Here is a 13,040-nt window from a genome sequence, read left to right as displayed (position 1 = left end):
ACTTAATTTACTATTGTACCTTTTATTATTTTCGAAGAATTCAATTATTATAAATTTGCTCTGAAAATTAATTGATTAGGAATGACTACTTATATAGTGACATTTGAAATAAAAGACGCAGCTCGAAGGCTATCTGTAAAAAATAAACTAAAAGAATTTAATACTTATTGTCCTATTCATGACAATGCGTGGGCAATTAGAACAGATAAAAAAGCTACCGAAATTAGAGACTTCGTATCACCCTTGATGACAAATGAAGATAGAATTTTTGTTATCAGAACCGGAGTAGAAGCTGCTTGGAAAAACCCCTATGGTAATGACAATTCTGAATGGTTAAAAAAATATCTCTAATATGACAAAGAACACACAGGCCGACAAACCTTTCATGGTTAGACGAGGTAGGGTGGACTCTGTCAACCTATACGAAGTAAAGGAAAATGAATTGGACCTTCTGGAAAACGGCGAAGAAGCCAACTTGCAACTAAATTTTGCAATTTTCCTTTTTTCACTTTCCTTTTCAGGCATCTTAACGCTTTCTTCTGCTACCTTTAAAACTCCATTACTACAACAAGGCTTTTTGTTTACAACAATCATTGGCTTTATTGTAGGAACTTATCTTTTAATAAGGTGGTGGATAGGTCGAAAGTCAATAAGAAAAGTAATAAAAACTATAAGAGACAGAATAAGTCCAGACTCGATCCTGGAAGTTGAAGAGTCAGAAGGTAGCCAACCAATTAGCAATATCCCACATAATAACGACATTGTTAAACCTGAAGGATAAAACTGCCGGCAATATCATGGGTTCGCGCATTTCCGTGCAACTAACTATTACATACTACACTTAAATACGAACTCTACAAATGTCCCCCAACGACCTCGGAATCTTTTTTTTTGGCTTAGCAAAATCTCCACTCGGACTTGGGGGGAAGCGCCGGCGACTTTCAATATGAAAAAGTAGTCAAATTAAGAACATGCCTGCAAGACCCCTTCTAATTTCGCATAAGTGTAGCCCTTTCACCGTCGTCGTCAAATGCATTTTATGAAGTTTTGCTGCAGTCAATTTATGGAAAGTAAAAAGACCTCTTTTAGGCGATTTTATTTTTGCGAAAAAAATCTTTTCTCAAAAATTCCTCTTTCAAAATAAAGGTAAAAATTTCCTGCATTAAAACTTGGAGTCCTATTTCTAAGCTTAAGCCAGCTTGTTAAGCCTAACTCCAAGCTGTTTCATTTTTGAAACTTGCAACATCCAAGCAAAACGTTAGAAATTTCATTAAGCAGGATTTGCTTGAATAGAAAGTTATTTTATTTACCGTTTAATAAACTTTCCAGCCTTGCAATCATTTCATCTTTGTCTTTCAACATTCTTTCAAATAGCACTTCCCTTTCTTTATAAATTTCGATAATTTTTTCAATAGGATTGAAAGTGGGATAATAGTTAATACCGTTCAATGTCGACTGTGTAAATGTATTGGAACAAATATTGACCACTTCTGCCCTATCAAAATTCTCGATCATTTCTTTCGGCACCTTTAACGCCGCTGCAACTTTCTCCAATAAAGCTGGCTCTATTTCAGCCTTTGCTTCTAACATGGAAACCTTTCTTTGATTCCAGTCATCACCCAGTTCAATTGCGAGGGCATCTTGTTTTACACCGAGCATTTCCCTTACACCTTTAATTTTTTCTCCGAGATGGGTTGTATGTTGTGCCATAGCTGTAAAAATATATGAGTGAACAAATATAACATTTACTGGTTTTGAATGGTATTTAGTTTATTGAGCCATGCTTTGCGAGTTCACGAAAGAAATTTAATAGATGGTCAAAATTAAATCATTGGCAAATATGTGGAGACTTAGCATGAAAGTTCTTGCCGGTTTTAAAGCCATTTTTTAATTGGGTGATTGTGTTTTTTTAGCGTTTTTTATGCATTAATCCTTGCCCTGGCGCCTGTGGCTGAGGTGGCGGAGCTTTTGGGTTTCCAAATTTCCCTACTGTGGTAATACCCTGCTGTTGCCTGCCATTTTAAATCGACATCAAATGCTTCCAGAAAAATTACAAGACATATTGACAAATCATGACCCAGAAGATATTGCAATCTCGTTTTTGCGAGTTGACTATGAAAATGAAAACCCGAGCTTTAGAATTCAGGTTTCAGGACTTGGGTATAATGACGAGAAGAACTATTTTTTTGAGTGGAAGATAAATACAGTTCAATATCGTTCAAGTAAAATTTATTTGGACACTGCATCATCCATTGAAATATCTAATGATAATCCGCTTCTTTGGTATTATTCGGACAAACAATGTTCAATGTATTTTAAAGGTGACTGCAGCGACAGTGATAAACTTTTCCTAGACTTATATCGCATTCACAACAGCATTTTTAACGGACAGCTAAACTTTGAAGACTCTTTAAATCAGCCCTACAATTTTTACAATTTAATTCAATCAAAAAATGGACTGTTAGCAAAGGGACCAAGAAAGTTACTAGAAGAATATGCAACCATTTTAAAGAGACACAATATTGGCTACACCATAATTGGCGACAGAATTCCTCAATATTGGGACGGACAAAACCACAAGGAAGAGATAGGAACCGCAAAGATTCTATTTATAGATAACTCGTATATAATCGCAGACGAATTTAATTTTGTTGGTTAACAAAATATGATCTCACTCTGGCGCGAGTGTTCTAACAGACTACTAGTGTCAACTAATTTTCTCACGATTGCATCGGGGTTCATCAGGCAACTTGGTCTGGCGCGAGTGTTCCGCAGGATCACTCGTGTCTACTAATTTCGAGCCGATTGTATCGGCGTTTCAATGCGACAACACTCACTCTGGTGCGAGTGTTCTAACAGACCACTAGCGTCAACTAATTTTCTCACGATTGCATCGGGATTCATCAGGCAACTCATGTCGAAAGCACTTGTTAATCTTTATTCAACTGCAAGAATTGTCCAGAACGACAGATGTAAATCCATTGCAACTCATGCATATATTTTTAAAATAACTAAATGAACTGGAAAGCTTTTTTAACCGATGTTTCCAAAACTGTTATCAACAGTGACGACTTACTGAAAGAATTTAAAGAGGAACCACCACTTGATTGGCTGGGTTACGCACCTGTATCGGAACAAGACATTCAAAAGCATGAAGCCAGATTACAAACAACACTTCCTCCATCTTACAAAGCGTTTTTGAAGGAGACAAATGGATTCGACAATTAAGCTGCTTCATTTGGGACATACTGCCTTTAGATAAAATTGATTGGCTTAAAAACTTTGACTACAACTTTTATAAACTTTATGCTGAAGAGTTTAACAATTTTACTACCAGCGATGAAGATTATTTTGTTTACGGTGAAGAACAGGAATCAGTAAACTTTAGAAGTGAATACTTGATAAAGACGCTTGCTATATCTAACTGGGGCGATTCGGCTATTTTGCTACTAAATCCTGAAGTAAAATTCGGCGATGAGTGGGAGGCGTGGATGTTTGCAAACTGGCGTCCTGGCGCCGACCGCTACAAATCATTTGAGGAGTTGATGAAGGAGGAATATTCAAGCTATTTAGATGTACTTAATGATGAAGGATAGAGTTGATGAAATGATTTTTGTTTAATGAGCTTATTCATCCCCTCAAGCAACAATTTTAAAAGATGCGCCGATACAATCGGCTTGAAACTAATAGACACGAGTGATCCTGCAGAACACTCGCGCCAGATAGAGCCAAATAGAGCGGGTGTTCAGAAGCTCCTTCAAAATTACACTACTAACGAAAAAACAGATTAAGCAATGACTGACGACCATAATCAACACGATAAAAAAGCAAAACAGGCAATTCTTGCAAACATTGAAAAATACGGTTGCCATTTGGCCTTGCTTGAGGCAGACAACTATTTGCCAGCCTTTGTTTATTCCATAGGACTTTTTAAAAAATTCGGACATCCCGAAATTATTTGCTTTGGTTTACCTACTGAGGTTATGGCAGCAATTATAAACCATGCCTGTGACCTGGTGAAAAAAGGCGAGACGATTGTTACTCATAAACTTTATTCTGGCTTTCTTAATGGATACGACATTCAATTTTTGCCCGTTGAGAAAGATTATTATTCGAATTATGTGGGCTACGCAGGTTGGTTCTATGATATGTCTTTTGATTTCCCTTTACTTCAACTTGTCTGGCCGGATAAGCAACATTATTTTCCGTGGGAAACAGATTTCAATCCGAATTGGAAATTCAAACAACCCTTGCTTGACAGAAATACAGATTTCAAATTTTACGAAGAACGAAATTTGGGAGTCTACACTACCAGGCAGGCATTTAAGGGTAACCCAATTTTATATGTGTATCACAACGAAGATGGAGATTGGCAATTTCATACCAGCTTAGAACCCAACTTAGACGATGCGATGCTTGTCTGTTTAGAAAAAATTACCAAAATTGATCCTACAATAAATGATTTATACCATTTGCAATTGGGTTGGTGGGCCTGGCGCGATAGCAAAGATGACGAATGGAAATGGGAAAAAGATTCATCTAAAGAATAAACGAAACGCAACTAAGTCGGTCCGGCGCGAGTGTCCCACAGGATATCAGTCTGGCGCGAGTGTTCCGCAGGATCCTCGTGTCTACTAATTTCGAGCCGATTGTATCGGCGTTTCAATGCGACAAACACTTAATTCACGGCAGTAGTCGTATTTGTTGTCAATTGTATCGGCGATTTAATACGATTAACCGTCAATTTTCAACAATCCACGACCGTTACACACTTCTGGCGCGAGTGTTCCGCAGGATCACTCGTGTCTACTAATTTCGAGCCGATTGTATCGGCGTTTCAATGCGACAAAACACTTAATTTACGGCAGCAATCGTATTTTTTGTCAACTGCATCGGCGATTTAATACGATTAACCGTCAATTTTCAACAATCCACGACCGTTACTGCAATAATCCGTTGCGCTACTATATTTATATTCCCATGACTTCACTTCTGGCGCGAGTGTTCCGCAGGATCACTCGTGTCTACTAATTTCGAGCCGATTGTATCGGCGTTTCAATGCGACAAAACACTTAATTCACGGCAGTAGTTGTATTTGTTGTCAACTGCATCGGCGATTTAATACGATTAACCGTCAATTTTCAACAATCCACGACCGTTACTGCAATAATCCGTTGCGCTACTATATTTATATTCCCATGGCTCCCAAACCAGGCCCGATCTAACCGGATTGTTGTGCAGGTAATTTAGTCTTTGCGAAAATTTTTCGCTTGTGTTTAGTTCTATCGGATGATAGTCATGTCTCCAGAATTGAAAGTCTTTATTATGACTATTACCTTTACCCGCATAGCCAAACAAATTTAACATCCATTCTTTACGGCTTTCTTCCGGATTGTTTTCAATGGCTTTGATAATTTGTTTGCTGGTGAACTTCTTAATATCACGAACCAGGAACTCAATCTTAGTTGCATTACTGCTCATAATTAAATGAACATGATTTGTCATGATTACCCACGCATGCAAAATCAGTCCTTTGTTCTGTTGGCAGTATTTTAAACTGTCTGTTATGATTTGTTTGTAACATTCACGACTGAATACATCAATCCAGCCGACGACTGTAAATGTTACAAAATGCGGAATAGCATCTTCGCCCACTTTGAATTTTGAAGACATAAGGTTTGGGGTTGTGTTTCGCGCTAAAGTATGCCTTTTTTATTGTTGAATAGATGACGTGTGTTGGATTATTAAAACCGCCGATACAATCGGCTCGAAATTGATAGACATGAGTGATCCTGCGGAAATGAGAGAGTTTGCTAACAGGCATGATTTCATGGTGCGAGCTCACTGATGTAAGTATTCCAATTGCAAGAGCTAAAAACTATTGATATTTTCAAACATACGCCGATACAATCGGCTCGAAATTAGTAGACACGAGTGATCCGGCGGAACACTCGCGCCAGATTTGTTAGTCGTTCACATTTTTATAAACGCAATGGTTTGGTCATTTTAAAACTGCCATTATTTAAGGTTCAGATATTTCAAAACGGCTTCGTCCCCTTGCAAAGCATTGGCGGGCATAGGATGCTGATCATCAAAAACCAGCAAGGCTTCCTTAGGTAAAATTGTTACAAAGCTTTCATCAAACCCGTTTTTGTAAATACGCCCGGCATCCAAACCAAGATAGGTATCGAAAAAATTGTACATCGGGAATCTTTTGCTGGCTTCATATCCGTGGCGCTCGCCGGGGAAATGAGCATTCTCTAACTTGCTTTCAGCATTGTAAAGGGCATAAACCTTATTAATATATGGGAGCTCAATTTTAGGCACATTTTTAGTCCAGTCTCCCCCGTCAGAGATGAGCAACATAGGCCGTGGAGCGCACAAAGCAGCAATTTCAACATTATTGGTTTGGTGATGGTCACTTTTATGTACCGGCATCCCGCTTTCGCAGATGCACCCTCCAAAAAAGTACGCAGAAACCATAACTGCAGGCACTGAAACCTTAATCCGGTTATCAAGAGCCGTAATTAAAATCGTTTGTGTTCCACCCCCAGATTCCCCGGTGATACCGATTTTTTCAGGATCAACATCGGGCCTGGTAACAAGGTAATCGAGCACACGTTTGCTGTTAAATGTCTGCAATAATAAGGCAATCTGAATTTTATGATCAACTTGTTTTGAATCGGTATAGCCAACCATATCATAGGCAAACACAACAGCACCCATCCTGGCCAGGGAGGCGCACCGTGTTTGTACGTCAGCGCTTACACGACGGTCGGTCCAATGGCCGTGTGGACTTAGAATTGCCGGACATCTTTTATCCACTTTTGCAGGCCGGTAAAGGTTGCCGGTAATATAGAACCCCGGAAAACTTTCGATGGCGATGTTTTCCACGATATACCCGTCCATATTGTGCGTACTATGGATGATCGGGTTGAAATGATTATCCACTTTGGGCATCTGGTCCAGTTTCATGCCTTTGATCAATCCCTGCCTGATGACTCCGGCGCGTTTCTCCCAATCGGCTTTTGTTTTCCACTCGGTAGCCCATTTTTTCATGATCACGCTCGCCTGGTCTTCCGTCCAGTATTCGCCCCGGCACAGGTTTTTATCCTGTGAAAATGATTTTACTGACAAACCTGTCAGAATCGCTATTAATAAAAAGGGTAATGTTCTTTGACTGATCATAAGTTTAAAAGTTAGTTTGATAAAAAAGCCCAACCCCTTTCGAAGGATGGGGGAACGAAACGGAATTTCATTATTAATGCGAATCAGGAGTTAAGGACAACCAATAAAATCAGCAGTTTTATTTTAGTGATTAATGATAAAACTAATAGCCTCTTTTTATGTAGAGGAAAGATATTGAAAAGAAGGGAATGCCGTCTAAGGTTTTTAAATGAAAAAAACTGCCGGTGATTGGAGTCATTTTAATTGGGTGATTGTGTTTTTTTAGCGTTTTTTATACCTTAATCCTTGCCCTAACGCCTGTGGCTGAGGTGGCGGAGCTTTCTTATACTTTCGAGACAATTACAATCTGACATGAAAAACTGTTTAAGCAATTCCTTCAGCGGAGCGCTTCGAACGTTTGCCTATTTTATGGCAAGTGGAACACATTACAATCTTGAGGGGATAGACTATCTTTCTTTGTATGGCAACGAACCGAGTGCAATTGAACAAGTCTTTGCTATTTATGCTAATGTGATTCAGCTAGATGAAAATGGACGGGTTCTAAATGCCAAATACGCAGAAAAGAGAGCAACTGATTATTTAAGGGCCTATTGTGACCCGAGCTTTGAAGTAAAACCAGCTTATGAAGATTGGGAGATTTGCTTACATGCTCCATCAACCGCGAATGACTTAATCTAACGCAAGTGACCCACTTGTTAAAATATAAGAATGAAGATTACTCTACTACTATTTACTTTTCTGACTTTCTTCGCCAGCAAGAATCACTGCGAGCGATTGAAGGATGGAGTTTACCTGGTAAAACACACTTCCAAAAAAGGTGCTGTTAATTACAGGTTGACAATATCGGGCGAAATCTGCACCATTCAAATAAATGACACCATTACACTAGAGATTTAGTACAATAAAACAATTTTTCAAACTATGCGTCTTCTATTTTGGCTAAACAAAGGAAAAGGAATTCTTGTCGTACTTTATTTTATAATTAGCTTTTTTGTTACGATTGCGCTTATCGCCACGCTTGATAGGAACATAGGTAGGCTTTCGTCTCAAATAGACTTTTACACAACTGTAGGAATTGCTTTTCTATTCACCTCTGTCTGGACATACCTGACGAAGGACGACTTTTATAAAGACAAGGATGGCAATAGGAGAAAATTGGACACAGTGAATTCGTTTATTTTTATTAAAATGAAAATTTGGGCTATCATTTTCCTTTGTGTAGGCCTGTTTTTTCTAAGCAACTTGTTGTTTCATTATTTTAAACCAACAATATGAGAGCAAGCAGTCTGGCGCGAGTGTTCCGCAGGATCACTCGTGTCTACTAAATTCACCCCGATTGCATCGGGGTTCATAAGAGGAATTATTGTTTAATACTATTGTACATCCCGTCACCGGAAGTTAAAACTAGCATTGAAAATAAACTGCAAAAGAGTTTATATAGGGCCAGATAGATATTTAGTATTCGATCTCGCTATGAGAAGTATTCAAACTGTAAGACGTAAAATTCATTATTGGCATTTTTAACCATGCGCCGATACAATCGGCTTGAAACTAGTAGACACGAGTGATCCTGCGGAACACTCGCGCCAGAAAAAGATACAATATTTGCCGGGCTAAAAGCTGAAAAAAAAGATCTCTTAACTAACCAATAGATAATTATGACAACAGACTTTTGGATAGAAAAAGGTTGGGGCGACTCAATAGAGAACGCAACATTTGAAGACGTAAAGACTGCTATTAAGGAAACAATCCAAATGGACGAGGAACACGGAGCATTTTGGGTCGGACATTTAGAAAACGAATATATTCTTGAAGTTGATAAGGACCTGGACTTGTTTTTCGTTTACGGTCAAGCCCAGGAAGAACAGCTAAAAATTAAACTTCCCAGCTGGCAGGATGCTGAACATTTTTTTAAATTATACTTCGACGAGGAATTTGAACGATTGAAAAGTGAGATTGAGTTGAGACCACATTCTTATAAACGACTTCAAAATGAGTGACAACAACCTGCCGAAAACAGAAATTGAACTTGAAAGTTGGATGAAAGAGAACTGCTACAACTTTGACAACTATTCGATAAATGGAAACCCAATTTTTGAAGGCTTCGGCATTGACAAATTTGGCGGACTTTTCATTTGGTACTATACAGAACGTGGCGAAAAGAATAACCTAAAGTACTTTCAGTCTGAATCTGAAATCATCGAATATGCCTTTTGTCAAATTAAGGCGGACAAATGGGCAAGGACACATTGTATCGGGTTCACTGCGAGCAGATACGAAAAAGAAGAGCTTGCGAATATTCTTAAAAATACAGCAGTTGACTTCTTTCAGGATGAAATTCCCTACTATGGTCCTGACAGGCCGGCTTATAGAACTTTTGTCTTAGGCTGCGACATTATTAAGACCAAGCAGTTGAAAGGAAAATATTACAAGGAAAAATAGACAATTACAAACAATACTAGAATGGGGGAATGCCGCCGTGCGCTAATGCTTCAATATACAAACAGCTAGCATAAATTTTAAATTGATACCCTGGAAAATGAGAAATTTTTTATTTTGGTTCGCAACCTTTGGTTGGACCTCTGCACTAATCGTAAATGTACTTTCAATTGCAAACATTGACGTGACTGAAAAAGTTCCCTTTATTTGGCTTTTGCATATAGGCGTCTTTGTTGTTTGGATACCGGCAATCCTGAAACTGAGAAAAAATGAGGAGTTCAACGAGTTTCAAAAATCAGGCATTTTAATGAGAGGCAACCCCGTAGCTTTCTTCAAACTTGTTTTTAAAAACACACCAACCTGGCTAACAATAATTGCCCTTGCTGGCTTCTTTTATGCAACTGCAAATTCTGCGCTGTTTGCTACTGGACAGCCGGGAGTTCCCGGGATTCAAAACGGACATTATGTCTTGCAAAATCACGGACAAGTCATAAAAACTTTGACAGAACAACAATATCATCACTATAAAGCAAATGAAGCAAGAGGATTTTCCGGTCATTGGATAGCATTTTATGGCATCGGGATGGCGATGCTTTTTCCATATTATGTTGAAGTAAAAACATCATACCAGACTAACTTGGAGTCAGCATAAGAATTTGTATCTACCTTTAACAACAATGCCCACCGCCAGTGCTCGAAGGTTAACAATCGGCATATGGCAACAACCCAATAACCGACAACAAAACAAACGCAACTATGTCAATAACAAAAGAGTCTGAACTAATCGGAATGAAAAAAGCAAGTGAAGCTGTTGCCTGCACTTTAAAGGAAATGCGAAACTATGCTCAGCCCGGAATGACAACAAAACAATTAGACAACTACGGCGCAAAAATCCTTTCGGATTTCGGAGCAAAATCTGCGCCTTACTTAACCTATGGTTTTCCCGGTTGGACTTGCATAAGTGTGAATAATGAATTTTGCCACGGTATTCCATCAAACAACAAAATTCTGAAAGAGGGCGATTTAATTAATATAGATGTATCAGCCGAACTTGATGGCTTTTGGTCTGACAATGGTTGTTCATTTGTGCTTGGCAAGGACATTAACCAACATCAAAAACTTGTAGAAGCGTCAAAACAGATCTTGCATAAAGCAATCCATAACATAAAAGGTGGCGTCCGCATTTCAGACATAGGACATCTTATTGAAACGGAGGCCAGGAAACGTGGTTACAAAGTAATCAAGAACCTGACAGGCCACGGAATAGGCAGAAGCCTTCACGAAGAACCAAGTAACATAGCGAACTACAAAGACCGTTATAACCAGGCAAGATTTAAAAAGAACTCCGTTGTTGCCATTGAAACCTTTATATCAACAGCCTCAACCTATGCTGACACACTTGCCGACGGTTGGACCATGGTTGGAAATAAAGGCGGATTTATGGCTCAGCATGAACATACAATTGTGGTTACAGATGGCAAACCAATTGTACTGACTGAGATGAATGAAATTTGGAATTGATGTATTTCCTGGCACGAGTGATCCTGCGGAACACTCGTGCTAGAAAGAAATTGCCGGACAATTTGCGTATGACAAATTCACAATTAGAAGTACGAACAAGTAGATCATTTTCTCTATTTGTAGTTGTGGTGACAACCGCTCTTGTTAGCATTTTTGCGTACAGTGAAGGCAATAAATTGTTCGACTGGACACGCTTTAACCCGAATGGAATTAATGCAATTATATTCCTCCTATTTTTGTTTGTTTGCCTCTTTTGGTGGATAAAGTTACTTGACAAAAAGCCTCAAATTATAATTAACGACGAAGGCATCAGAACTAGAAAAAATGTCTTGCCATTCTCTCCTTTGCGTTTAATTCCATGGGAGGACATATCTTACTTTTATTTATTGGAAAAAACACAGCGGAATGTAACAGGCCTTTATTTGGGTTGTAAGAAAAAAAGAAAATGAACGAGATATAAAAATTGAATTAACCGGCCTCGATAAATCCACAGGGACTATTCTTTCACACATGAGAAAATACGCAGAAAAATTCAGCTTTGAAGACTTAGGAAAAGAGTACGCATAATGGCCTTTCCGGCTCGCGCGATCCTGCGGAACACTCGCGCCAGAAAAGAAGACTTTAATCTATTTATTAGCTAGTGGCAATCCTATGAGAGCGATTCTTCTGACAATATCTTTTATAGTGCTAACGGTTTTGTCCTGTATCAATGAGCCAAAATTGAAAATTACAAATGATACCATGAGTTATAAGGATACATTGATTGATAAGACATTTCCTTTTATTGACACACTGCTGAAAAATTATGGTGAATTTTTTCCCATTGCTATGGCAGTCAAAAATGATGGAACGTTGGCTAGTGTCGCCACCTATGATGGAAACGAAATACCATTGTCAGATGACGTCATTAAAAGCCTGAAGCAAGCGCTCACAGAAGGATATAAAAAAGGCGACTATGTGGCAGGAGCAATATTTTACGATGTGCGGGTAATAGAACCCATTACTAATGAAAAGAAAGATGCAGTGGCGGTGTTGTACGAAAGCGCAAATGAGAATGTTGCAATAAATTATTTCTATCCATACATTCTGACAAAGGAAAGAGCGTTATCTTATACCGAAGGATGGAACAATACGCTGGAAAAAGAAGTGTTTGTACCGTAAAGTGCTGCCTGGCGCGATTGATCCTGCCGTATACTCGCGCGAGAAGAGAATAACAGACAGAATTGGTTAATGTCCTACGGACAAGAAAGGCCTTGTATGTGTTGATTTCTATTAAGCTTAAAGTCCTACGGACTACTGATGAAACCTGTTCTGTCATCTCTTTTTGATTGTGGTTAACCAAATTAATCGCGCTAAATGACAGATTTTATCGCAGATGCAATTTTTCCCGTAGGGAATTAAGCTCAGTAGAAATGATCGAATCTAGAACCGCATAGTCCGTTAGGACTTTAACCAAACACAATAGGTTAATGTCCTACGGACAAGAAAGACCTTGTATGTGTTGGTTTCTATTAAGCTTAAAGTCCTACGGACTACTGATGAAACCTGTTCTATCATCTCTTTTTGATTGTGGTTAACCAAATTAATCGTACCAATGACAGATTTTATCGCAGTTGCAATTTTTCCCGTAGGGAATTAAGCTCAGTAGAAATGATCGAATCTAGAACCGCATAGTCCGTTAGGACTTTAACCAAACAAATGAGGTTAATGTCCTACGGACAAGAAAGGCCTTATATGTGTTGGTTTCTATTAAGCTTAAAGTCCTACGGACTACTGATGAAACCTGTACTGTCATCTCTTTTTGATTGTGGTTAACCAAATTAATCGTGCCAAGGACAGATTTGTGCAAGTTGATTTAACTCGCTAATTTGTTGTTGGTAGGCCAGAGCACA

17 protein-coding genes are annotated in these 13,040 nt (G+C 38.8%); 14 read left to right on the top strand and 3 right to left on the bottom strand.

What is annotated here, in order from left to right; genetic code table 11:
* Positions 1-81 precede the first annotated feature (81 nt).
* Positions 82-351, top strand: a complete 270-nt coding sequence (locus QTN47_RS22045) for a hypothetical protein (protein WP_369331599.1) — start codon at positions 82-84, stop codon at positions 349-351.
* A 1-nt stretch (position 352) separates the two neighbouring features.
* Positions 353-781 carry a hypothetical protein gene (locus QTN47_RS22040; RefSeq protein WP_369331598.1) on the top strand — a complete coding sequence of 143 codons (429 nt, stop codon included), beginning with the start codon at positions 353-355 and terminating at the stop codon, positions 779-781.
* Between the two features lie 521 nt (positions 782-1,302).
* Here QTN47_RS22040 and QTN47_RS22035 read toward each other — a convergent pair.
* A complete protein-coding gene (locus tag QTN47_RS22035; RefSeq protein WP_369331597.1) occupies positions 1,303-1,710 on the bottom strand; it encodes a helix-turn-helix domain-containing protein in 408 nt (135 codons plus the stop codon).
* Positions 1,711-2,035: 325 nt separating this feature from the next.
* On the opposite strand from QTN47_RS22035, the gene QTN47_RS22030 reads away from it, so the two are divergent.
* The 4 genes from QTN47_RS22030 to QTN47_RS22015 all read left to right on the top strand — a co-directional run bounded on the left by QTN47_RS22030 (position 2,036) and on the right by QTN47_RS22015 (position 4,550).
* Positions 2,036-2,659, top strand: coding sequence for a hypothetical protein (locus QTN47_RS22030; RefSeq protein ID WP_369331596.1), 624 nt, complete (start codon positions 2,036-2,038; stop codon positions 2,657-2,659).
* Between the two features lie 356 nt (positions 2,660-3,015).
* On the top strand, positions 3,016-3,228 hold the full coding sequence (locus tag QTN47_RS22025; RefSeq protein WP_369331595.1) for an SMI1/KNR4 family protein: 213 nt from the start codon (positions 3,016-3,018) through the stop codon (positions 3,226-3,228).
* 170 nt (positions 3,229-3,398) lie between these two features.
* Positions 3,399-3,596 carry a hypothetical protein gene (locus QTN47_RS22020; RefSeq protein WP_369331594.1) on the top strand — a complete coding sequence of 66 codons (198 nt, stop codon included), beginning with the start codon at positions 3,399-3,401 and terminating at the stop codon, positions 3,594-3,596.
* 198 nt (positions 3,597-3,794) lie between these two features.
* On the top strand, positions 3,795-4,550 hold the full coding sequence (locus QTN47_RS22015; RefSeq protein ID WP_369331593.1) for a DUF4262 domain-containing protein: 756 nt from the start codon (positions 3,795-3,797) through the stop codon (positions 4,548-4,550).
* A gap of 577 nt (positions 4,551-5,127) precedes the next feature.
* Here QTN47_RS22015 and QTN47_RS22010 read toward each other — a convergent pair.
* Both QTN47_RS22010 and QTN47_RS22005 read right to left on the bottom strand, forming a co-directional pair.
* Positions 5,128-5,673 carry an REP-associated tyrosine transposase gene (locus QTN47_RS22010; RefSeq protein ID WP_369331592.1) on the bottom strand — a complete coding sequence of 182 codons (546 nt, stop codon included), beginning with the start codon at positions 5,671-5,673 and terminating at the stop codon, positions 5,128-5,130.
* A gap of 345 nt (positions 5,674-6,018) precedes the next feature.
* Complete coding sequence (locus tag QTN47_RS22005; RefSeq protein WP_369331591.1) at positions 6,019-7,188, bottom strand: alpha/beta hydrolase family protein; 1,170 nt, start codon at positions 7,186-7,188, stop codon at positions 6,019-6,021.
* A gap of 351 nt (positions 7,189-7,539) precedes the next feature.
* On the opposite strand from QTN47_RS22005, the gene QTN47_RS22000 reads away from it, so the two are divergent.
* The 8 genes from QTN47_RS22000 to QTN47_RS21965 all read left to right on the top strand — a co-directional run bounded on the left by QTN47_RS22000 (position 7,540) and on the right by QTN47_RS21965 (position 12,309).
* Positions 7,540-7,866, top strand: coding sequence for a DUF7677 family protein (locus QTN47_RS22000; RefSeq protein WP_369331590.1), 327 nt, complete (start codon positions 7,540-7,542; stop codon positions 7,864-7,866).
* A gap of 30 nt (positions 7,867-7,896) precedes the next feature.
* Positions 7,897-8,085 (top strand): hypothetical protein, encoded by a 189-nt coding sequence (locus QTN47_RS21995; RefSeq protein WP_369331589.1) that lies wholly within the window; start codon positions 7,897-7,899, stop codon positions 8,083-8,085.
* Positions 8,086-8,846: 761 nt separating this feature from the next.
* Entirely contained in the window at positions 8,847-9,188 is a 342-nt protein-coding gene (locus QTN47_RS21990; protein WP_369331588.1) for a hypothetical protein, read from the top strand.
* Positions 9,181-9,630 carry a hypothetical protein gene (locus QTN47_RS21985; RefSeq protein WP_369331587.1) on the top strand — a complete coding sequence of 150 codons (450 nt, stop codon included), beginning with the start codon at positions 9,181-9,183 and terminating at the stop codon, positions 9,628-9,630. Before QTN47_RS21990 ends, QTN47_RS21985 begins: the two co-directional genes overlap by 8 nt.
* Before the next feature lie 181 nt (positions 9,631-9,811).
* A complete protein-coding gene (locus QTN47_RS21980) occupies positions 9,812-10,279 on the top strand; it encodes a hypothetical protein (RefSeq protein ID WP_369331586.1) in 468 nt (155 codons plus the stop codon).
* A 104-nt stretch (positions 10,280-10,383) separates the two neighbouring features.
* Positions 10,384-11,148, top strand: coding sequence for a type I methionyl aminopeptidase (gene map / locus QTN47_RS21975; RefSeq protein WP_369331585.1), 765 nt, complete (start codon positions 10,384-10,386; stop codon positions 11,146-11,148).
* Positions 11,148-11,597, top strand: a complete 450-nt coding sequence (locus QTN47_RS21970) for an STM3941 family protein (RefSeq protein ID WP_369331584.1) — start codon at positions 11,148-11,150, stop codon at positions 11,595-11,597. The genes map and QTN47_RS21970 overlap by 1 nt, the downstream gene beginning before the upstream one ends.
* Before the next feature lie 292 nt (positions 11,598-11,889).
* Positions 11,890-12,309 carry a hypothetical protein gene (locus QTN47_RS21965; protein WP_369331583.1) on the top strand — a complete coding sequence of 140 codons (420 nt, stop codon included), beginning with the start codon at positions 11,890-11,892 and terminating at the stop codon, positions 12,307-12,309.
* The last annotated feature ends 731 nt before the right edge of the window (positions 12,310-13,040 follow it).

Source organism: Danxiaibacter flavus, assembly GCF_041060425.1.
Taxonomy (GTDB): Bacteria; Bacteroidota; Bacteroidia; order Chitinophagales; family Chitinophagaceae; genus Danxiaibacter; species Danxiaibacter flavus.
Note: the sequence above shows the minus strand (reverse complement) of the source record. Positions and strands in the feature narration are given on the sequence as shown.

Excerpts from the sequence above, each read along its gene's own strand:
- QTN47_RS22045 (WP_369331599.1), top strand. The coding sequence starts at position 82 with ATGACTACTTATATAGTGACATTTGAAATAAAAGACGCAGCTCGAAGG.
- QTN47_RS22040 (WP_369331598.1), top strand. The coding sequence starts at position 353 with ATGACAAAGAACACACAGGCCGACAAACCTTTCATGGTTAGACGAGGT.
- QTN47_RS22035 (WP_369331597.1), bottom strand. The coding sequence starts at position 1,710 with ATGGCACAACATACAACCCATCTCGGAGAAAAAATTAAAGGTGTAAGG.
- QTN47_RS22030 (WP_369331596.1), top strand. The coding sequence starts at position 2,036 with ATGCTTCCAGAAAAATTACAAGACATATTGACAAATCATGACCCAGAA.
- QTN47_RS22025 (WP_369331595.1), top strand. The coding sequence starts at position 3,016 with ATGAACTGGAAAGCTTTTTTAACCGATGTTTCCAAAACTGTTATCAAC.
- QTN47_RS22015 (WP_369331593.1), top strand. The coding sequence starts at position 3,795 with ATGACTGACGACCATAATCAACACGATAAAAAAGCAAAACAGGCAATT.
- QTN47_RS22010 (WP_369331592.1), bottom strand. The coding sequence starts at position 5,673 with ATGTCTTCAAAATTCAAAGTGGGCGAAGATGCTATTCCGCATTTTGTA.
- QTN47_RS22005 (WP_369331591.1), bottom strand. The coding sequence starts at position 7,188 with ATGATCAGTCAAAGAACATTACCCTTTTTATTAATAGCGATTCTGACA.
- QTN47_RS22000 (WP_369331590.1), top strand. The coding sequence starts at position 7,540 with ATGAAAAACTGTTTAAGCAATTCCTTCAGCGGAGCGCTTCGAACGTTT.
- QTN47_RS21995 (WP_369331589.1), top strand. The coding sequence starts at position 7,897 with ATGAAGATTACTCTACTACTATTTACTTTTCTGACTTTCTTCGCCAGC.
- QTN47_RS21990 (WP_369331588.1), top strand. The coding sequence starts at position 8,847 with ATGACAACAGACTTTTGGATAGAAAAAGGTTGGGGCGACTCAATAGAG.
- QTN47_RS21985 (WP_369331587.1), top strand. The coding sequence starts at position 9,181 with ATGAGTGACAACAACCTGCCGAAAACAGAAATTGAACTTGAAAGTTGG.
- map (WP_369331585.1), top strand. The coding sequence starts at position 10,384 with ATGTCAATAACAAAAGAGTCTGAACTAATCGGAATGAAAAAAGCAAGT.
- QTN47_RS21970 (WP_369331584.1), top strand. The coding sequence starts at position 11,148 with ATGTATTTCCTGGCACGAGTGATCCTGCGGAACACTCGTGCTAGAAAG.
- QTN47_RS21965 (WP_369331583.1), top strand. The coding sequence starts at position 11,890 with ATGAGTTATAAGGATACATTGATTGATAAGACATTTCCTTTTATTGAC.